The 18,617-nt window shown below is 65.2% G+C and carries 19 protein-coding genes; 13 read left to right on the forward strand and 6 right to left on the reverse strand.

The window, feature by feature from the left end:
- Positions 1-49 precede the first annotated feature (49 nt).
- Positions 50-421: a helix-turn-helix domain-containing protein gene (locus GGD63_RS06595; protein WP_183240148.1), complete on the reverse strand. Its 372-nt coding sequence runs from the start codon at positions 419-421 to the stop codon at positions 50-52.
- 155 nt (positions 422-576) lie between these two features.
- On the opposite strand from GGD63_RS06595, the gene GGD63_RS06600 reads away from it, so the two are divergent.
- Together GGD63_RS06600 and dksA are read left to right on the forward strand one after the other, a co-directional pair.
- A complete protein-coding gene (locus tag GGD63_RS06600; protein ID WP_183240150.1) occupies positions 577-1,188 on the forward strand; it encodes an NAD(P)-dependent oxidoreductase in 612 nt (203 codons plus the stop codon).
- 215 nt (positions 1,189-1,403) lie between these two features.
- Positions 1,404-1,769 carry an RNA polymerase-binding protein DksA gene (dksA, locus tag GGD63_RS06605; protein WP_008554760.1) on the forward strand — a complete coding sequence of 122 codons (366 nt, stop codon included), beginning with the start codon at positions 1,404-1,406 and terminating at the stop codon, positions 1,767-1,769.
- Between the two features lie 282 nt (positions 1,770-2,051).
- Here dksA and GGD63_RS06610 read toward each other — a convergent pair whose 3' ends face one another.
- Positions 2,052-2,450, reverse strand: a complete 399-nt coding sequence (locus GGD63_RS06610; protein ID WP_183240152.1) for a helix-turn-helix domain-containing protein — start codon at positions 2,448-2,450, stop codon at positions 2,052-2,054.
- A gap of 96 nt (positions 2,451-2,546) precedes the next feature.
- Between GGD63_RS06610 and GGD63_RS06615 the strand changes: the two genes are divergently transcribed.
- The 5 genes from GGD63_RS06615 (at position 2,547) to GGD63_RS06635 (ending at position 7,431) form a co-directional block, all read left to right on the forward strand.
- Positions 2,547-3,575 (forward strand): aldehyde reductase, encoded by a 1,029-nt coding sequence (locus GGD63_RS06615; RefSeq protein WP_183240154.1) that lies wholly within the window; start codon positions 2,547-2,549, stop codon positions 3,573-3,575.
- An 85-nt stretch (positions 3,576-3,660) separates the two neighbouring features.
- Positions 3,661-4,440, forward strand: a complete 780-nt coding sequence (locus GGD63_RS06620; RefSeq protein WP_183240156.1) for a 2-keto-4-pentenoate hydratase — start codon at positions 3,661-3,663, stop codon at positions 4,438-4,440.
- Between the two features lie 781 nt (positions 4,441-5,221).
- Entirely contained in the window at positions 5,222-5,551 is a 330-nt protein-coding gene (locus tag GGD63_RS06625) for a type II toxin-antitoxin system RelE/ParE family toxin (protein ID WP_210315664.1), read from the forward strand.
- Between the two features lie 10 nt (positions 5,552-5,561).
- Positions 5,562-5,888: a DNA-binding protein gene (locus GGD63_RS06630; RefSeq protein WP_183240158.1), complete on the forward strand. Its 327-nt coding sequence runs from the start codon at positions 5,562-5,564 to the stop codon at positions 5,886-5,888.
- Positions 5,889-6,270: 382 nt separating this feature from the next.
- Positions 6,271-7,431 (forward strand): PcfJ domain-containing protein, encoded by a 1,161-nt coding sequence (locus GGD63_RS06635; protein WP_183240159.1) that lies wholly within the window; start codon positions 6,271-6,273, stop codon positions 7,429-7,431.
- 133 nt (positions 7,432-7,564) lie between these two features.
- Here GGD63_RS06635 and flgH read toward each other — a convergent pair whose 3' ends face one another.
- The 4 genes from flgH to flgF are packed head-to-tail and all read right to left on the reverse strand — an operon-like array spanning position 7,565 to position 11,061.
- Entirely contained in the window at positions 7,565-8,326 is a 762-nt protein-coding gene (gene flgH / locus GGD63_RS06640; RefSeq protein ID WP_183240161.1) for a flagellar basal body L-ring protein FlgH, read from the reverse strand.
- 3 nt (positions 8,327-8,329) lie between these two features.
- Positions 8,330-9,484, reverse strand: coding sequence for a flagellar basal body P-ring formation chaperone FlgA (gene flgA, locus GGD63_RS06645; protein WP_183240163.1), 1,155 nt, complete (start codon positions 9,482-9,484; stop codon positions 8,330-8,332).
- Between the two features lie 10 nt (positions 9,485-9,494).
- A complete protein-coding gene (flgG, locus tag GGD63_RS06650) occupies positions 9,495-10,283 on the reverse strand; it encodes a flagellar basal-body rod protein FlgG (RefSeq protein ID WP_183240165.1) in 789 nt (262 codons plus the stop codon).
- Between the two features lie 16 nt (positions 10,284-10,299).
- A complete protein-coding gene (gene flgF / locus GGD63_RS06655; protein WP_183240167.1) occupies positions 10,300-11,061 on the reverse strand; it encodes a flagellar basal-body rod protein FlgF in 762 nt (253 codons plus the stop codon).
- 386 nt (positions 11,062-11,447) lie between these two features.
- Here flgF and fliL point away from each other — a divergent pair, with 386 nt between their 5' ends.
- From fliL to GGD63_RS06685, 6 genes are all read left to right on the forward strand, one after another.
- Positions 11,448-11,948 carry a flagellar basal body-associated protein FliL gene (gene fliL / locus GGD63_RS06660; protein WP_183240169.1) on the forward strand — a complete coding sequence of 167 codons (501 nt, stop codon included), beginning with the start codon at positions 11,448-11,450 and terminating at the stop codon, positions 11,946-11,948.
- A gap of 30 nt (positions 11,949-11,978) precedes the next feature.
- Positions 11,979-13,181 (forward strand): flagellar motor switch protein FliM, encoded by a 1,203-nt coding sequence (gene fliM / locus GGD63_RS06665; RefSeq protein WP_183240170.1) that lies wholly within the window; start codon positions 11,979-11,981, stop codon positions 13,179-13,181.
- On the forward strand, positions 13,178-13,624 hold the full coding sequence (locus GGD63_RS06670; protein ID WP_183240172.1) for a DUF6468 domain-containing protein: 447 nt from the start codon (positions 13,178-13,180) through the stop codon (positions 13,622-13,624). The genes fliM and GGD63_RS06670 overlap by 4 nt, the downstream gene beginning before the upstream one ends.
- A 9-nt stretch (positions 13,625-13,633) precedes the next feature.
- Positions 13,634-14,395, forward strand: a complete 762-nt coding sequence (locus GGD63_RS06675; RefSeq protein ID WP_183240174.1) for a MotE family protein — start codon at positions 13,634-13,636, stop codon at positions 14,393-14,395.
- A gap of 103 nt (positions 14,396-14,498) precedes the next feature.
- Entirely contained in the window at positions 14,499-18,212 is a 3,714-nt protein-coding gene (locus GGD63_RS06680; RefSeq protein WP_183240176.1) for a tetratricopeptide repeat protein, read from the forward strand.
- Between the two features lie 82 nt (positions 18,213-18,294).
- On the forward strand, positions 18,295-18,531 hold the full coding sequence (locus GGD63_RS06685) for a hypothetical protein (protein WP_183240178.1): 237 nt from the start codon (positions 18,295-18,297) through the stop codon (positions 18,529-18,531).
- Positions 18,532-18,617: the final 86 nt, after the last annotated feature.

An 18,617-nucleotide genomic window follows, 5' to 3' on the forward strand; every position in this document is an offset into this window, starting at 1 on the left:
CGGGGCATGACACCAACGTTGGGTTGGCAAGCTACGCTCTCGCTTTTGCCTACGCCGCTTCCTCCTTCTGTTGCGCGTCGTAGCGGCGCTGGGCGGCGAGCACGTCTTTCAGATTCTGTTCGGCCCAATCGCGCAGGGGATCGACGGCGGCGGCGAGCGTCAAGCCGAGCTGCGTGATCGAATACTCCACCGTCACAGGTACGGTTGCGATGGCGCGGCGCTTGATCAGCCCGTCGCGTTCGAGCGACTTGAGAACCTGGCTCAGCATCTTCTGCGAAATGCCTTCAATCGTGCGGCGCAACTGATTGAAGCGCATCGGCTCTCCGCGCAGCAGCAACAGGATCAGCACCGCCCATTTGTCGCCGACGCGGTCGAGGATCTGGCGCGTGGGGCAATTCGCTGCATAGACGTCGGGCTTCATCTTGGGGTCCTCGATCCATTCCGGTCGCCTGCGCGCCGGTTCGTTGTGCCGGTTACTCCAGCGTAATCAGGTAAGCACAAAGTGCTCTCTTAACACCAGCATCCTTTGCGATATCTAGTCACCGTTAGTTACCACATAAGCAAAGGAGCCTTCCAATGAAAATCGCAGTCGCCGGCGCCTCGGGCCGGGCCGGGTCGGAGATCACCAAGGAACTGTCGCGCCGCGGCCATAGCGTGACCGCCATCGCCCGGAACCCGGAGAAGATCGCGGCCCTGTCGAACGTCACACCGACCAAGGGGGACGTGCTCGACCAGGCGGGCCTTGCCAAGCTGTGGGCTGGGCATGACGTCGCCGTGAGTTCCGTCCACTTCCTGGCCAGCGATCCGCAGAAGCTGATCGGCGCGGCCAAGGCGTCCGGGGTGGGCCGTTACCTCGTCGTCGGCGGCGCCGGCAGCCTCGAAGTCGCCCCCGGCGTGAAGCTGGTCACAACTCCCGGTTTTCCGGCCCAATACAAGGCCGAGGCGGAGGCGGGCTCCGCCTTTCTCGACCTGCTGCGGCAGGAAAAGGACCTGAACTGGACCTTCATCTCGCCGTCGGCGCTGTTCATCGAGGGGGAACGCACGGGCAAGTTCCGGCTCGGCACCGACCAGCTTCTCGCAGATGCGAACGGCAAGAGCTGGATCAGTTTCGCCGACTACGCCATTGCGCTGGCCGATGAGATCGAGAAGCCGGCCCATCTGAAGCAGCGTTTTACGGTCGGTTACTAGGCCTTCGGCTGCCCCCGGGCTCTTGCGGATAAACCTTCCTGTGCAAGGGTTTGGGGGCGGTAACCGAGTGATTAAGGAAATATTGTCTGTCACAGGAGGCCGCTATATAACGCCCCGCTCAACGGACCCCGTTCCGTTTGCGAGTCGTTGCTTAGACAGATAGGCCGCCCTTGGAAAAGTTGAAAAACTACCGACCGACCGAAAAAGAGCCTTTCATGAACGACCGGCAGAAGGAGTACTTCCGTTTGAAGCTCCTTGCCTGGAAGGATGAGATCCTCAAAGAGTCCAAGCTCACCCTGCAGGCTCTGCAGGAGGAGAACGTGAACCACCCCGATCTCGCCGATCGGGCATCGTCCGAAACCGACCGCGCCATCGAACTCCGCGCCCGCGACCGCCAGCGCAAGTTGATCGCCAAGATCGACGCCGCGCTCCAGCGTATCGAGGACAACACCTACGGCTATTGCGAGGATACCGGCGAGCCAATTTCGTTGAAGCGGCTCGAAGCCCGGCCCATCGCGACGCTCTCGGTGGAAGCGCAGGAGCGCCACGAGAAACGCGAGAAGGTTTATCGCGACGAATAAGGTCCGAGCCGCAGCGATGCGGCTCTTTGTTTTTGGACGCAAGGCGCCATTTCGCGCCGTACTCGGTATTTTGCCTGTCGCTTGCCACCGCGGCCATCGACGCGCGAGCGCAATCGCGAAAAGTGAATCGCGATCAATGGGCTAGACTCGATTCCTCCGAGCTCACGTGAGTTCGGATGAGAAACAGCCTTCACTTCAGGTGCGGGAGATTTTGCGAGTCGCATCAACGAGATCGACTCGGGAGCTGAGACGCTGATCCAGATGCATCAAGCATCGCAGCAATCAGGCTTCTCGCGACGCCACGCGGCGCGCGTCCCCATAAAGCCTCGACCAGCTCAATATTTCCTTAAACGCCGGGAGCAGGCCGTAGGCCGCATCCGTCAGCTCGTACTCGACCCTCAAGGGTTTCTCCGCGAAGACGGTGCGTGACACCAATCCGTCCTGCTCGAGCTCGCGCAGTTGCGTGGTCAGCATGTGCTGGGTGATGCCACCGATCGACCGCCGCAACGCGCCGAAGCGAACCGCGCCGTTCATCAGGGCGAACAGGATCTCCAGCTTCCACTTGCCGCCGAGGGCATGGATGGCCCGCTTGAAGTCGGCGAGCAAAGTGGGGTCGGGGCTGCAATCGCAATCGCCGTCGCAAGGGTTGGTCAGGTTTTCCATACCGGTCTCGAAATTCATTCTACTTGTCCGCAAGCACATAGTGACCAGATGCGGCCTTGAGCAGGGCCTTTGTGGAACCAATTTGCCGGCCCATGCAGCGAGGGGAATTTGGCAATGAGCACTGTTCTGGTCACCGGCGGGTCGGGCTTCGTCGGCATCCATGTCATCCTGCAACTTCTGGCCGCCGGCCACGCGGTGCGGACGACGGTGCGCCGGCCGGACCGGCGTGACGACGTGCTGGCCATGCTGCGCGAGGGTGGGGCGGCTTCGCCCGAGAGCGTATCCTTCCTCACGGCCGACCTCGTCCGGGATGAGGGGTGGCGCGAGGCGGCTGCGGGTTGCGACTACGTGCTCCATGTCGCCTCGCCCCTGTCGACCAGTGTTCCCAAGGATGAGAACGAGATGATCATCCCGGCCCGGGACGGAACGCTCCGGGTGCTCCGGGCCGCGCGCGAGGCCGGCGTCAAACGGGTGGTCATCACCTCGTCGCTGGGCGCGATCGGCTACGGCCATCCGCCGCGCGAGCAACCGTTCGACGAGACCGACTGGACCAATCTCGGCGGCGTCGACGTGCAGCCCTACATCAAGTCCAAGACGTTGGCCGAGCGGGCGGCCTGGGATTTCGTCGCGCGCGAGGGCGGCGGGCTGGAATTGTCGGTGGTCAATCCCGCCGGTATCTTCGGCCCCGTGCTGGGGCCGGACTTCTCCGGCTCGATCGAGATCGTCAAATCGCTGCTCGACGGTGCGATGCCGGCGGTGCCGCGGGTCTATTTCGGCGTGGTCGACGTGCGCGACGTGGCCGATCTCCATCTGCGGGCGATGACGGCGCCGCGGGCCAAAGGCGAGCGCTTCATCGCCGTCTCCGGGCAGACGATGTCGATCCTCGACATCGGCAGGGTGCTGCGGCGGGAACTGGGGCCGGCCGCCCGCCGGGTTCCGCGGCTCCAGGCTCCGGACTGGCTGGTGCGGCTCGCCGCGAACCGGATTCCGCTGCTGCGCGCGGTCGTGCCGATGCTCGGACGTGTCAGGTATTCCACCAGCGCCAAGGCGCGCTCGCTGCTTGGCTGGCAGCCCCGCTCCAACGATGAGGCGATCCTCGTGACTGCCGAGAGCCTGATCCGGCTTGGCCTCGTCAAGCCGTGAGGCCGCCCGACGCCCGCGCTTGTCAGGCCGGAGCGGGGATGCTGAAGTGCTGTCCTCGATTTGCGTAGCGTGGGAGGCGGCGCCGATGGACAAGATTCTCGAAGCCGCAAAGGCGATCGCGCTGGCGCGCCGTAACCATGCGCCGCTTGCCGCGCTCGAGGTTCCACCGGCCGACGAGGCCGAGGGCTACCAGGTGCAGCGCGCATTGCACGATCTGCTGCTGCCGCATGTCGGGGCGCTCGTCGGCTACAAGATCGGCTGCACCAGCCAGGTGATGCAGGAGTACATCGGCATCCCTCATCCGTGCGGTGGGGGTGTGTTCCAGAAGGGCGTGCATGAGAGCGGTGCGAAGCTCCTGGCCTCCAAATATGTCCGCGTCGGCGTCGAATGCGAGATCGCGGTGCGGCTCAAGCGTGAGCTCGCCGCCGGCGAGGCGCCGTTCACGGCCGAATGGGTCGGGGAGGCGGTCGAGTCCTACCATCCCGCGATCGAGATCGTCGACGACCGCTACGTAAAATGGGAGACGATGGGCGCGCCGACGCTGATCGCCGACGACTTCTTCGCCGCCGGCTGCGTGCTGGGGCCGTCCGTGCCGCGCTCATCGGTGCCGGACCTGAAAGCGGTCAAGGGCCGCGCCATCATCAATGGCGAGGAGGTCAGCCACGGCACCGGCGCCGACGTGCTCGGCCATCCCCACAACGCCCTCGCCTGGCTCGCCAATCATCTCGCCGCGGAGGGCAAGGCGCTGCATGCGGGGCAGCTGGTTCTCACCGGAAGCCTCGTGAAGACGCTGTGGCTGAAGGCCGGCGACAAGGTGCGGATGGAGCTGGACGGGCTGGGCGTGGTGGAGGCGGAGTTTAAGTGATCTCCCTCCGTCGTCATTGCGAGGAGCACTTGCGACGAAGCAATCCAGGCTGCCACTACGGAAAGATTCTGGATTGAGATTGCTTCGCTGCGCTGACGGAGATTGGGGCAAGGGCGTCGCTCCTTCAATGAACATCCCCGATCGCGGACACGATTGCGCATGCTCGCGGCATCTTCCGCCCGAGTTTTGCAATCGTCGCGCCATCCTGAAGATCAAGAAGGCGCAGGGAAGGCCGGGCGCCGGCTGGCACCCGCAATCCCGTGTGCGGATAAAACGCGCACGGGTGGACCACAGGTGACGCCGGGACATCCCGGCCTTCCCTGCGCGGATGGTTTTAACGGTGTCCTTCGTGCTCTCCCCGGGGAGCGATGCACTATTGCCCCCGTCGCCTTGCGGATGATCGATGCGCGTGCCGGTTGGCCGCACATCACCACATGACTTGACGCACAGACCCCGGGCGTCAGGACCACACGACTTCTCCGTCCGCGCGCATCCTCGCTGGGCCCTCCACGGCTGGCGTGCGCTCACCGTCGAGGCCATGCGAAGACGCTGTCAGCGCCGTGTCGTATCGCGCCTGTCGCCGCTCACGGTTTCCCGCCCTGCAGCCAACCTCGCGCGCCGACGCCGTCGCGGCCACCGCATTCCATTCCGCGTTCCGTGACGATCGCGATACGCCCCTCTTGTGGAATGGAACAAAACAGGAACATAATGAGATGGCCGGAGCCTGTCAACAGAAATTTCTGAAATCCGAAAATTCTGAAATTGAAAATTGGTAACTAATATGGTACCAAAAATCGAAATAGCTGAGTATCGTATCGGCGACCGCAGCCCGTTTCGGGATTGGCATGACGGGCTCGACGCGCAGGCGGCCGCTGCCGTTTCCGTTGCAATTGGACGGCTTGCCGATGGAAACACCTCGAACGTGAAGCCGATCGGCGAGGGCGCTGCTGAATTGAAGATCAATCGTGGCCCCGGTTACCGGGTCTATTTCGGATGGGACGGCAGCGTGCTGGTGATCCTGCTGGGTGGCGGCACCAAGCAGCGGCAGCAGACCGATATCAGTGTCGCGCTTCGCCGGTGGCGCGATTACAAGGTGCGCAAGCGGAAATGAGGGAAGGCGGATGCCATTGACCCATAGTTTTCAAGAGACCATTCGCGCGCGGGCCGGGCGCGATCCCGCCTTTCGCGAGGCCTTGTTTCAGGAGGCGATGCAGGGGCTTTTGCAGGGGGATGTCGACTACGGCCGCACCGCGCTGAGGACCTACATCAACGCCACCATCGGTTTCGAGCGCTTGAGCGAAGTGCTTGACCGTCCGCCAAAGAGCCTGATGCGGATGTTCGGACCGCGCGGCAATCCGACGGCCGAGAACCTGATGGCGGTGATCCATGCGCTTCAAAAGGAGACCGGCGTGCATCTGGAGATACGCGCCGTCGCGGATGCGGCGTGATGAGACAGCCACTCTCTCCACCGTCATTGCGAGGAGCTCTTCGCGACGAAGCAATCCAGAGTCGTTCCGCGGAGAGATCCTGGATTGCTTCGCTTCCGCCTTCGTTCTTCGAGCTTCGGCGGACAAGGCGCTCGCAATGACGGAGTGTGAGACAACAGCGTTGCTAAAATGTCGCGAGCCTCTCTCGCGATGTGCAATTTCTGAGTTTCAGACGGGACGCATCTTGCGCCCGCCGGCGATCGGGTATATGAGCCCCGTCCCATTCAACCTGCGCGTTCAACAATGAGGAGACCAGCTGTGAGTACTTTGTGGCGATCGACACGTTCCGTGCCGACGCTCTCAGTGCGTCCGGCTGACAGTCATCCAATCATGTTGAACGACAATGGCACATTCGTTGATTCAGCGCCGGCAGGAGGCCGAGCGCGCGCGGGTTGAAGCCTACGAGCTTTCGCTGCGGCACGTGTCGCAGCGGACGCGCCCTCCACCGGATTTCGAGACCGCGATCTACGAGGCCAGGCGTGGCTTCGAGGCCGACGTTGTGCGCGACGCCCAGGCCTGGAAGCCGCAGATGAAGACTCGCGATGCCGCGCGTCTTCGTCTTGCCGCGGCTCGCTATCTCTTCGCGCGCTATCCTGTTGCGGAACATCTGGAGCAGATCTGGATCGACGCCGCGGGACTGGACGCCGACGAGATCGCGTTGCGCAAGCGCTGGTACGTGGTGGCGGCCGGTGGCGGTTCGCTGCACGGCGCAGGTGCGAACGCGTGGCTGTCCCGCAAGGAACTCCATGCGTTCCTCAATCCGCTGGGACGTCTCGGCTTCGAGGCTGCGATCTGGCAGGCGATCGCGCGATCCTACGCGAACGATCCCGGCGTTGCGCTGCGGATCGCGCGCACCAGGATCACACAGACGCCCCGCGCCGAGCACGGCTTCTGGCGCGAGGTGGTGCGCTTCTTCTGCGCGCATCCCACCACGGTCGAGGAGATGGACGACCTCCACGATTACCTCGCCGCTTGCTACCGGCGGGATCCAGCGTTCAGCCTCAAGGGGCGCACGCTGACTTCGCTTGGTCGGCAGATGCGCGAGTGGCATCGCGATCTCGAAGCGGTCGCTCGCATTGAGGCTGCACGCCGTCGTGCCGAGGCTGCGCGGAACCGTGCGCGTGGGCTGGTGGCGGTCCCCGTCGACGACGCGTGGCGAGGTGCTGCGATCGCCGACTGGTCGTGGACCTTGTCGTTCAAGGATCGTAGCAGGCGCGAGGAGTATGTCGTCATCCAGCTGCGGACCGCCGCCGATCTTGTGGCTGAGACGCGCGCTATGCGCCACTGCGTCGCGACCTACGCAGCAAAGTGCATCGCGGGCCACGCGTCGATCTGGTCGCTACGCCGCCGCGCCAGCGGTCGTACCGAGCGGCTGCTGACCATCGAACTCGATCCTCGTTGTCGGGCGGTTCAGGTTCGCGGGTTTGCAAACCGCGCGCCGCACGCCGGGGAGCGCAAGGTCCTGGAGCGGTGGGGGCAAGCCCGCGGGATCGCGCTCCTCTAACAGAGACCTGCGCCGCTACCGCGGCGCAGGCAAAACACATGCGGCCCTTGCCAGGGGAGCTAGCAAGGGCCGCGTAGTACACCGTCGTTCGCGCCTAGGTTCGCGAACACGATGTGGGAGCTCTTAAAGAAGCTTAGAAGGGCAGCAGCACGTCCATGACCTGCTGGCCGTAGCGCGGCTGCTGCACGTCCATGATCTGGCCGCGGCCGCCGTAAGCGATGCGGGCCTGCGCGATCTTGGAGGAATCGATGGTGTTGTCGCTCTGGATGTCCTCGGGGCGGACGATGCCGGCGACCACGAGCTCGCGGATCTCGTAGTTGACGCGGATCTCCTGCTTGCCCTCGACCACGAGGTTGCCGTTCGGCAGCACCTGGGTCACGACAGCCGCGACGTTAGTCTGCAAGGCTTCCGTACGGTTGACCGAGCCCTTGCCGTCGGCTGACGAGGACGAGTCGGTGGTGAGAAGGCGACCGGGCAGGATCTTCAGCGGCTGCGTGACCGTCTTGCTGCCGATAAAATCGGTAATCCCCGAATCTTCCGAGGCGGTGCGGCTGCGCTGGGTCTCGTTGGAGAGGTTGGCCTTGTCGGTGATGTTCACGGTCACGGTGAGGAGATCGCCGATCTGGTGGGCGCGCTGGTCCTTGAAGAAGGCGCGGCTGCCGTTGCGCCACAGCGAGTTCGGATTGTAGGAGGCGACTTCCGGCTTCGGCATCGGCATCTGCACCGGTTTGTAGCCGGGCTGCGTCGTCGGATTGTCGATCGCGGACAATTTCGGTTGCTCGCCGATCTGCGACAGGCGGTCGATCGAGGAGCAGCCGCCCAGCGCGCAAGAGGCCAGCAGCAGGGCAGAGATCGCGATGCGACGGAGACGGGAAGCCGAACTGAACGGGGACATGACTTACTCTGACTTGGCTGGAGCTTGCGAGACGCGGGCTTGCGGGATCTGGGCTTGTGCGACCTGAGCTTGAGTCGCTTGGGCCGGCGACGCGGGGGCCTGGACCAGGCTCCGGACGAGGGCTGCCGTGTCGACGGGCGCGGGCGCTTCGTCGCGCTTGAGCGAGGAGGTCTGCTCGACCGCCGGCGCCATCGGCGCGGACTGGCTGGCGCCCTGAATCGTCACTTGGCCGCGGCCGGTGACGACACCGGTCAGCGTGCGCTTGGATTGCAGGTTGAGCACGGAGACGGTGTCGCCCTCGGCGCCGCTCTCGATCGCCTTGCCGCGCGTGGTGAGGTAGAGGCCCGGCACCTCGTAGATGATGGTGACGCTCTGGTCGCGCTGCACGAAGTCGGGCTTGACGATGTCGGCGACGCGGATCGGCGTGCCCGCCCGCATCGGCCGGCGCAGCTGCATGCCGATGGTGCGATCGCGCGAGGCGGGCTCGCCGGTGACCTCGGCCTTGGGTCGGCGCTCGAGTGAGATGTCCGAGGCTTTCAGCATGTCGGAGCGGTCGATGTCGCGGGTCAGCACGGCGACTTCCACGGTCTCGATTGCGGTGCCGGTAAAGCGCAGCTTGGTCGGCGTCGGGTTGCTGTCGTTGGTGATCTCGAAGGCGACGTCGAAACGGCTGCTGCGTGCATCGTAGCGGGTTGCGACCGGCTGCAGCGCACCGGTGTTGGAGGCGTCGAGCCGCATGTCGGAGACGCCGCGGTCGAAGGTGACGGTGATGTTGGCGGCATCGCCAAGGCCGAAGCGGCGCTCGAGCGCGGACGCCACCGCGTTTTCGAGGTCCTTGTTGGCGAGGGTGCGGGCAAGGCGGGTGACCTGGACTTCCTTGATGTCGCCGGTCATCACGCCGATCACTTGCTTTGCGCGCAGCACGCCCAGGACCTGCGCGACCGGCAGCGCACCGGTGGTGCCGAGGTCGGGCGAGCGGTAGACCGGAATCAGCGCGGCCGAACCGGCATTGTCGATGAGGTCGCCGACCCGAACCACATCCGAAGTCACGGTGACGTTCGCGCGCAGCGTCGGCGCGGCGATGCCGTCGTCGGCGGCCTCTGCCGGCATTGCCAGCAGCAGGAGAGCTGAGATCGTGGCAAGGGTGGTGCGGATCATCGTCATCACCTCAGCGGAACAGCGCCGTGGTCGATTGCATCATCTGGTCGGCGGCGCTGATGACCTTGGCGTTCATCTCGTAGGCGCGCTGGGCTGCGATCAGGTCGCTCATCTCCGAGACGACGTCGACATTGGCCTGCTCCAGGCTGCCTTGCGTGACCTTGCCGTAGCCTTCGGTGTTGGCGGTGCCGTCCTGCGGCGGGCCCGAGGACGGCGTCTCGGTGAACTGGTTGCTGCCGACCGGCTGCAGGCCGGCCTTGTTGATGAAGCGGGTCACGTTGATCGTGCCGATGATCGAGGAGGTCGACGAGCCCGGCAACGTGACCGAGACCTGGCCCTGCTCGTTCACGGTGATGCCCGAGGCGTTTTGCGGGATGGTGATGGTCGGCTGCACCGGGTTGCCCTGGGCGGTGACGACACGGCCCTGATTGTCCATCTGGAAGGTGCCGTCGCGGGTGTACTGATAGGTGCCGTCCGGCATCAGGATCTTGAAGAAGCCTTCGCCCGAGATCGCGAGGTCGAGGTCGTTGCCGGTCTGCGACAGCGTGCCCTGCGTCATGCTGCGCGGGGTGCCGACGGTCTTGACGCCGCCGCCGATGTCGACGCCAACAGGCAGGATGGTGCCCTGGTCCGAGGCCTGCGCGCCGACGCGGCGCACGTGCTCGTAGATCAGGTCCTGGAACGCTGCGGTCTGCTTCTTGAAGCCGGTGGTGCGGAGGTTGGCGATGTTGTTGGAGATCACCTGAACGTTGAGTTCCTGTGCCGCCATTCCGGTCGCTGCGGTGTGAAGCGCCTGCATGTCAGTTCTCTCCTAATCAGGCCGGAACGTCGGCGAGCTTCTCGATCGCCGATTTGTGGAGATCGCTTTGCTGCTGCAGCAGGTTGGCGATGGCGGTATAGCTGCGCATGACTTCGACCATGCGGGTCATCTCGCCGACCGAGTTCACGTTCGACTTCTCGATGTAGCCCTGGCGCACGGTCGACTTGGTGTCGGCCTGCTGGTTCGCGGAGCCTGCGGCATAGAGGTTGGCGCCGAGCCTGGTCAGGTTGGCCGGATCGTCGAACGAGGCCATGCGGATCTTGCCGCGGATCGAGTCGGTCCTGGCCGTGCCCTCGAGCACCGTGATGGTGCCGTCGGGCGCGATGTTGACGTCGTGGTCGGTCGGCTGGAAGGTGATCGGGCCGCCGGTGCCCAGCACCAGGTTGCCGTCGGAGGTGACGAGCTGGCCGGTGCTGTTGAGCGAGAACTTGCCGTCGCGGGTGTAGCGCTCGGCGCCGTTGGCCTGCACCGCGAAGAACGCGTTGCCGTCGATCGCCATGTCGAGCGGGTTGTTGGTCGGCTCCATCGGCCCCTGGCCGACGTCGCGGAAGGTGCCGCGGTCCTGCACATAGGAGACCCGGCGGTCGGAGCCGACGAAATTGTCCTCACGCGCGTTCGAGTTGAGGTACTCCTCGAACAGCGAATGGTCGGCCTTGAAGCCGTTGGTGTTGGCATTGGCGACGTTGTTGGCGATGACATCCATCTGCCGTTCCAGCGTCATTTGCCGTGACAAGCCGATCAGAAGCGCGTTCTGCATCGGAGGATCTCCCCTGAGTGAGATCTGCCACCTCGCTCTCCCAAGCGCCTTGGCGGACCCCGTGAACGAGACCGCCTGGTTCTCCCAAACCGTTCGGTCTCGGCCCTCTCTCAGCGAAAGCCATGCCAACCTGAAAAATTATGAAATTTCAATGTGTTGTGTATTTTTCGAGGGCGCGGGGAGGCGGCAGAAAGGTTCTGTTAGCCATGTTTGCCCGGCAGATTTTTCCTAGCTGGGGCCCAATCGAAAGAAACCGTTAACCATTATTACCGTAGCGTTTGCGTGCAAGGGGAGCGCATTGCGCTGGGACATTCGTATCGCGTCACTGTCTGCCAGGGGGCTTCGCTCTTTCGATTCCTTTAAGAGATGAGCGAGCCTAAGCGACCATGGCAGAGAATGAAGCGGAAGGCGGCGCAGGCGCTGAGGGCGCAGAAGCCGCTCCCCCGAGGAACAAGCTCAAGCTCATCATCATGGCCGTCGGCCTGCTCGCCATCCTCGGCGCCGGTGCCGCGACCTGGTTCTTCTTCTTCCGTCACGGCGACGACGAGCATCATGCCGAGGTGGCGCCTCCGCCGAAGCCGCCGGCCTTCGTCGACGTGCCCGACATCATGGTCAACCTCGCCGGCGCGCCGGGCGAGCGCGTGCAATATCTGAAGCTGAAGATCGTGCTGGAGCTGAAGGAAGAGAAGCAGGTCGAGGCGATCAAGCCGACCATGCCGCGCGTCACCGACATCTTCCAGACCTATGTGCGCGAACTGCGCTCCTCCGACCTCAACGGCTCCGCCGGCATCTTCCGTCTCAAGGAAGAGCTGACCAAGCGCGTCAACGCGGCGGTCGCGCCGATCCAGGTCAGCGCAGTGCTGTTCAAGGAAGTCGTGATCCAGTGATGATGCTGCGGAAGGCAACAGGCTAGCGTCATGGCCGGCAACGAGCAAATGGACCAGGATGCGATTGCCGCCCAATGGGAGGCATCGCTCGATTCCGAGGATCCCGCGGAGGCCGCGAAGGCCGCTGCCGAAAACGAACTATCGGAGACCATGGCCCTGCAATGGGCGGCCATGGTCGAGGACGGCAGCCGCGACCTCGGCAACGGCAAGAATTCCGGCGAGCGGGTGCTGTCGCAGGAGGAGATCGACAATCTCCTCGGCTTCACCGTCGGCGACGTCACGCTCGACGATCATTCCGGCATTCGCGCGATCATCGATTCGGCGATGGTCTCCTACGAGCGTCTGCCGATGCTCGAAATCGTCTTCGACCGCCTGGTGCGGCTGTTGACGACGTCCTTGCGCAATTTCACCTCCGACAACGTCGAAGTCTCGCTCGACCGCATCACCTCGGTGCGCTTCGGCGACTACATGAACTCGATCCCGCTGCCCGCCGTGCTCTCGGTGTTCAAGGCCGAGGAGTGGGAAAACTTCGGCATGGCGACGGTCGATTCCAACCTGATCTACTCGATGATCGATGTGCTGCTCGGCGGCCGCCGCGGCACCAGCCAGCTCCGCATCGAGGGCCGGCCCTACACCACGATCGAGACCGAGCTGGTCAAGCGCCTGGTCGAGGTGGTGCTGGCCGATGCCGAGCAGGCGTTCCGGCCGCTGTCGCCGGTGACCTTCACGATCGACCGGCTCGAGACCAATCCGCGTTTCGCCGCGATCAGCCGTCCCGCCAACGCCGCGATCCTGGTGCGCCTGCGCATCGACATGGAAGACCGCGGCGGTAACATCGAGCTCTTGCTGCCTTACGCGACCATCGAACCCATCAGGGGCGTGCTGCTCCAGATGTTCATGGGCGAAAAGTTCGGCCGCGACCCCATCTGGGAAGGCCATTTCGCCACCGAGATCGTGCAGGCCGAGATCGCCGTCGATGCCGTGCTCTACGAGGCCGACATTCCGCTCAAGCAGCTGATGCGGCTCAAGGTCGGCGACACGCTGCCGCTCGACATGCGCGCCGACGCCAACGTGACCGTGCGCTGCGGCGACGTCACGCTGACCGAGGGGCGGATGGGCCGGGTCGGCGACCGTGTCGCGATCCGCGTGACGAAACCCCTGCGCAAGCCAAGTACGACACTTGCGATGTTCGAGAAGGTTGACGAGCAGAACAAGATGATGGAGGCCCCATGAACCACTCCCTGGGAATGGCGATCGAGACGCTGGTGGCTATCCTGCTGATGCTCACGATCGGCTACTGTATCCTGCTGAACAAGCGGCTGACGCGGCTGAAGGCGGACGAGCATTCGCTCAAGGCGGTCATCGCCGAGCTGATTACCGCGACCGAGATCGCCGAGCGCGCGATCGGCGGGCTGAAGCTCGCCGTGCGCGACGTCAACGAGAACCTCGGCAGCCAGCTCGCGGCGGCGACCCAGATGTCGGACCAGCTCTACAAGCAGCTCGGCGAAGCCGACAACGTGGTGCGGCGCCTGTCCAAGATCGCGATCGCCGCGCGCCCCGTGACCAATCCGGAAACCGCTGCCGCACCCGTCGCAAAACCCTCGTCGGCGAAGGCGGTGGCGGCTGCGGCCGAAGCCTTCTCCGAGCGCCGTCGATCCAACGGCCTTGCCGCATGAAGTCAGGGTATGAAGTCCTTTCGTAACATCCGCGTCATTCCGGTCGTCCTGATCGCCGTCGCAGGTCTCGCCACGCTCAAGGTCGCGGGCCTCGTGATCAATGGGGGCTATGTCTTCGACTATCAGCCGAAACAGGTCAAAAAGTCCTGGGCACAGGAGAATCTGAACTTCCCGACCGGTCGCGAGGACCCTGATATCACCGGCTCGACCCATGGCGCGCCGAAGGAGGCGCCCAAGCCCACCGCGCCCGAGACCAAGCCCGAAGGTCCCGTGGTCAAGGTCGAGGAAGGCCAGCCGCAGGTCTCGGCATCGGAGCGCGCGATCCTCGAGCGCCTGCAGGCGCGCCGCCAGGAGATCGAGGCCCGCCAGCGCGAGATCGACATTCGCGAGAGCCTGCTCAAATCCGCCGAGAAGCGCATCGAGAACAAGGTCGAGGAGATGAAGGCGGTGGAAACCCGCATCTCGGCGACCCAGGCCGAGCAGAAGGCCGCCGAAGCCCAGCGCATGAAGGGCCTCGTCACCATGTATGAGGGCATGAAGCCGAAGGACGCCGCGCGGGTGTTCGACCGGCTGGAGATGGGTGTGCTGATCGAGATCGCCTCGGCGATTGCGCCGCGAAAGATGTCGGACATCCTCGGACTGATGTCGCCGGAGGCCGCCGAGCGCCTCACGGTCGAGATGGCCCGCCGCGCCAATGGCGGTGGCGACCAATCCGCGTCGGCCGGCGATCTGCCCAAGATCGACGGCAAGCCGACGCAAAAGCCGAATTGAGGGCTCATACTTAAGAAGTCCTTAATTGGCAAAACCTACATTCGAGGGCATCGGCCGGCACCAGTTGCCGGCGTGAACCGCCGAACCGGAAGACATGCCGCAAATGGCGCGAGAGGCTGCCGCTGGATTTGTGTCGCGAGCCCGCGCCTTGGCGCTGGGGCTATCGCAGCATGTCCGTAAGGCGCCGGTGCTGGCAACCTGCCTGCTGATCGGCCTCGCGGCGCCCGGCCGGGCGGCCGAAGCTGTCAGGGGTGAGGCGAGTTTTTCGGTCGGCGGCGGCTTTGCCCGCCTCGTCATCAAGCTCGGCGAGGATGTTCCGTCCGAGGTGACGACGGCCGGCTCCATCCTCATCATCCGCTTCGACCGTCCCGTCGAGGTTCCCGTCGACCGCGTGCCGGAAGGCGCGCCCGATTACGTCAACTCCGCCCGCCGCGATCCTGACGGAAACGCCATCCGCCTGTCGCTGGCGCGGCGCGTCACCGTCAACACCATGAATGCCGGCGAGCGCACCTTCATCGACCTCCTGCCGGAGGGCTGGAAGGGGCCGCCGCCGAGCCTGCCCATGGACGTGGTCAAGGAGCTCGCTGAGCGCGCGCGTATCGCGGAGCGGGCGCTGCGCGCCCAGCGCGCCGCGGCCGAGACCAAGAAGCGACCGCAGATCCGCGTCCGCGCCTCGGTGCAGCCGACCTTCGTGCGCTTCGTGTTCGAGATGCCTGACGGCGTCGGCGTGTCGTCCGTGCTCAATGAGCAGAAGCTCACGCTGATGTTCAACGCCAACCTCAATTTCGATCTCGCGGACGCGGTCGTCGCCGCGCCGCCGAACGTCGCCTCGATCAAGCAGAAGGCCGACATCGACCAGACCAGCGTCGAGATCGCGCTGATCGGCGATTCCGACGTGCACTCCTTCCGCGACGACAAGAACTACGTCGTCGACGTCTCCTTCCAGCCGGACAAGGGCAAGACGGCCATGACGCCGGAGGCGGCGATCGCGCAGGCCAGGCCTGCGGGCCACGCACCGGCGCCTGCGCCTGAAAAGCCGGCGGCCGAGACGCCGAAGGAGGTCCGTCGCGAGATTACGCCGCCGACATCGGAGACGATCGCGCGCGAAGCCAAGATCGACGTGAAGCCCGAGGTGAAGCCGGAAGCGCCCGCCGGGGAAGCGCCGAAACCGGCGCCGGCGGTCGAAGCTGCGCACGCGGCGGAAGCGCCCAAGGAAGCCGCGAAGCCGGCGCCCGTTGCCGAAGCTCCGGCTACGCCTGCCAAGCCCGCAATGGCCGAGGCGCCCAAGGAGGCCGTGACGGAAGCTGCGAAGGAGCCGGTCAAGGAAGCCACGAAGGCTGCGCCTGCCGAGGTGCCGGCAGCGCCGCAGCCCACTGTCGCCAGCGTCGATGCGCGCCGCGACAGCGACGGCCTGCGTGTCACGTTCCCGCTTCAGGTCTCGACCCCTGCGGCGGCGTTCCGCCGCGGCGACACCATCTGGCTGGTGTTCGATACACCGAAGCCGATCGACGTCGAGGCGATCCGCACCAAGGGCGGCGCGATGATCGGGGAGGTCGGCCGCATTCCGCTCGACAAGGGACAGGCGGTGCGCATCCGTCTCACCCGGCCGCTGGTCTACTCGCTGACGAGCGAGGAGGTCGGCAAGGAGACCAACTGGCTGCTGACGCTCGCCGACAAGATCCAGGCGACGCCGCTGCCGCTGATGATGTCGCGCAACATCACCGATCCCGCCCTCGCCAACATCGCGATCCCCTTTGCAAATCCGGGCCAGCTGCACAAGCTGACCGATCCCGATGCCGGCGACACGCTCTATGTCGTCACCGCGCAGCGGCCGGTCCGCGGCTTCATCAAGCGGCAGGATCTCGTCGATCTCTCGCTGCTGGAATCCGCGCACGGCATCGCGATCCGGCCGAACTCGGACGAGGTCGGCGTCGAGGTCGGGGCCGACAAGGTCATTCTCGGCAAGAAGGGCGGGCTGACGCTATCGCCGGTCGACATCTCCGCCGAACGCGCGCCGACCGCGGTGCGCCCGATCTTCAGCCCCGAAGGCTGGCGCAAGGGTCAGTCGGAGAATTTCTGGACGCGGCAGAGCGATCTTGTGATGGCGATTTCCGCCGTCGATCCGGCGATGCGCTCGCTGCCGCGGCTCGACCTCGCGCAGTTCTACATGTCGCGCGCGATGTATCACGAAGCCAAGGCCGTGACTGAATTGATGCTGGCCGATCCTCTCAACAAGGAGGAGAGCGGCGCTCTGATCATGCATGCGATCGCGAGCATCCTGATCGGCCGGCCGGCGCAGGGCCTGAAGGACCTCGCCAATCCCGTGATCGGCAACAGCCATGACTCCCAGCTCTGGAAGGCGCTCGCCTATGCGCGCCAGGGCAAATGGGCGGACGCGCGCGAGAAGTTCAAGAACGTCGAATTCGCCATCGCCTCGCTGCCGCTCGACATCCAGCGCATCGTGACCATGGACGCGATGCGGGCTTCGCTCGAAGTGAAGGACTATGCCGGCGCCTCCAAGCGCCGCAGCGAGCTCGAGGTCGTCGGCGTCTCGCCCGAGGCGGAGCCCGGCTTTGCGGTGTTGCGCGGCCGGCTCGCCGAGGCGCTCGGCCACGACAAGGATGCGCTCGACGACTACAAATTTGCGGTCGCCTCGAACGATCGCCTGGCTGCGGCCGAGGCCAAGCAGCTCGAGGTCGCGCTGCGCCAGAAGCGCGACGAGATCGGCAAGGAAGACGCGCTGCGCGAGCTCGAGACGCTGTCGATGACCTGGCGCGGCGATGCGATCGAGGTCAAGACGCTGCAGATGCTGTCGCAGCTGTACGCCGCGAACGGACGCTACCGTGACGCGCTCACGGCGGCACGCACCGCGACGAGGCTGCAGCCGAACGCCGAGGCCTCGCGCCAGGCGCAGGACCTCGCCTCCGAGCTGTTCACGCAGATCTTCTTAGGTCCCAAGGGCGACGAGCTGCCGGTGGTCGAGGCGCTCGGCATGTTCTACGAGTTTCGCGAGCTGACGCCGATCGGCCGGCGCGGCGACGAGCTGATCCGGCGTCTGGCCGACCGTCTCGCCTCGATCGACCTGCTCGACCAGGCCGCCGAGCTCTTGCAGTACCAGGTCGACCACCGCCTTGAAGGCGCCGCCCGCGCCCAGGTTGCCGCGCGCCTGTCCATGATCTATCTCGCCAACCGCAGGCCCGACAAGGCGATCTCGGCGCTGCGCGCGAGCCGCATCAGCGATCTCTCCGGTGAGCTCAGGCAGCAGCGCCTGCTGCTGGAAGCGCGCGCGCAGAGCGACGTCGGCCGTCACGATCTCGCGCTCGACATCATCTCCAACGTCTCCGGGCGCGAGGTGCTCCGCCTGCGCTCCGACATCTTCTGGGCGGCGCGGCGCTGGCGCGAGTCCGCCGAGCAGATCGAGCTGTATTACGGCGAGCGCTTCCGCGACTTCAAGCCGCTCAACGCGGTGGAGAAGAGCGACATCATCCGCGCCGCCGTCGGCTACGCGCTCGCCGACGACTCGATCGGCCTGTCGCGCTTCCGCGAGAAATACGCGCCGCTGATGAGCGAGGGCGCCGACCGTCTGGCCTTCGACATCGCCAGCAAGCCGGCCGCAGCCTCCAGCGCCGAATTCGCCGAGATTGCGAAGCTCGCCGCCAGCGTCGACACGCTCGACGGCTTCCTGCGCGAGATGAAGCAGCGCTTCCCCGACGCCACGGCCCGTGCGCCGGCCTCGCCGCAGGCCAGGGACGACAGCGACCACACCGGCTCGCTGCCCACGATCCCGGCCGTGCGGCAAATCAAGATGACGCGCTAGGAACCCTGCTACCTCTGGACTTCTCGACAGGCGCCGCGCGAGGCGGCAACCTGAAGCATCTTCATGCCGGGAGAGGGACGATATGAGCAAGCCTGCCAAGACCGAAGCCGAACTCATCGCCATGGCGCGGGCCGAATTGAAGGCCCATGTCGACGGGCCCGACGGTCTGGTCATCTCAATCGTCCGTGATGGCGACAGCTGGGAGTTCCGCGCCGACGCCGATCAGGCGACGCGGGACAAGCCGGGCTTCCCCGAAAGCGTCGCCATGCTGGTCCAGATCGGCGACCACCTCAGCAAGCAGTATGACGTGAAGGGGTAGGGGCGCTCTGCGTGGTCCCATCGTGGGTGCCACGTTCATAGTGTCATCGCCCGGCTTGACCGGGCGATCCAGTACTCCGTGACGGC

This window comes from Bradyrhizobium sp. cir1, from assembly GCF_014198245.1.
Taxonomy (GTDB): Bacteria; Pseudomonadota; Alphaproteobacteria; order Rhizobiales; family Xanthobacteraceae; genus Bradyrhizobium.

Excerpts from the sequence above, each read along its gene's own strand:
- flgG (WP_183240165.1), bottom strand. The coding sequence starts at position 10,283 with ATGCAGGCGCTTCACACCGCAGCGACCGGAATGGCGGCACAGGAACTC.
- flgF (WP_183240167.1), bottom strand. The coding sequence starts at position 11,061 with ATGCAGAACGCGCTTCTGATCGGCTTGTCACGGCAAATGACGCTGGAA.
- GGD63_RS06595 (WP_183240148.1), bottom strand. The coding sequence starts at position 421 with ATGAAGCCCGACGTCTATGCAGCGAATTGCCCCACGCGCCAGATCCTC.
- GGD63_RS06675 (WP_183240174.1), top strand. The coding sequence starts at position 13,634 with ATGAAGTCCTTTCGTAACATCCGCGTCATTCCGGTCGTCCTGATCGCC.
- GGD63_RS06625 (WP_210315664.1), top strand. The coding sequence starts at position 5,222 with ATGGTACCAAAAATCGAAATAGCTGAGTATCGTATCGGCGACCGCAGC.
- GGD63_RS06635 (WP_183240159.1), top strand. The coding sequence starts at position 6,271 with ATGGCACATTCGTTGATTCAGCGCCGGCAGGAGGCCGAGCGCGCGCGG.
- flgA (WP_183240163.1), bottom strand. The coding sequence starts at position 9,484 with ATGATCCGCACCACCCTTGCCACGATCTCAGCTCTCCTGCTGCTGGCA.
- GGD63_RS06615 (WP_183240154.1), top strand. The coding sequence starts at position 2,547 with ATGAGCACTGTTCTGGTCACCGGCGGGTCGGGCTTCGTCGGCATCCAT.
- GGD63_RS06610 (WP_183240152.1), bottom strand. The coding sequence starts at position 2,450 with ATGAATTTCGAGACCGGTATGGAAAACCTGACCAACCCTTGCGACGGC.
- GGD63_RS06620 (WP_183240156.1), top strand. The coding sequence starts at position 3,661 with ATGGACAAGATTCTCGAAGCCGCAAAGGCGATCGCGCTGGCGCGCCGT.
- GGD63_RS06680 (WP_183240176.1), top strand. The coding sequence starts at position 14,499 with ATGGCGCGAGAGGCTGCCGCTGGATTTGTGTCGCGAGCCCGCGCCTTG.
- flgH (WP_183240161.1), bottom strand. The coding sequence starts at position 8,326 with ATGTCCCCGTTCAGTTCGGCTTCCCGTCTCCGTCGCATCGCGATCTCT.
- GGD63_RS06685 (WP_183240178.1), top strand. The coding sequence starts at position 18,295 with ATGAGCAAGCCTGCCAAGACCGAAGCCGAACTCATCGCCATGGCGCGG.
- GGD63_RS06630 (WP_183240158.1), top strand. The coding sequence starts at position 5,562 with ATGCCATTGACCCATAGTTTTCAAGAGACCATTCGCGCGCGGGCCGGG.
- fliM (WP_183240170.1), top strand. The coding sequence starts at position 11,979 with ATGGCCGGCAACGAGCAAATGGACCAGGATGCGATTGCCGCCCAATGG.
- fliL (WP_183240169.1), top strand. The coding sequence starts at position 11,448 with ATGGCAGAGAATGAAGCGGAAGGCGGCGCAGGCGCTGAGGGCGCAGAA.
- GGD63_RS06600 (WP_183240150.1), top strand. The coding sequence starts at position 577 with ATGAAAATCGCAGTCGCCGGCGCCTCGGGCCGGGCCGGGTCGGAGATC.
- GGD63_RS06670 (WP_183240172.1), top strand. The coding sequence starts at position 13,178 with ATGAACCACTCCCTGGGAATGGCGATCGAGACGCTGGTGGCTATCCTG.
- dksA (WP_008554760.1), top strand. The coding sequence starts at position 1,404 with ATGAACGACCGGCAGAAGGAGTACTTCCGTTTGAAGCTCCTTGCCTGG.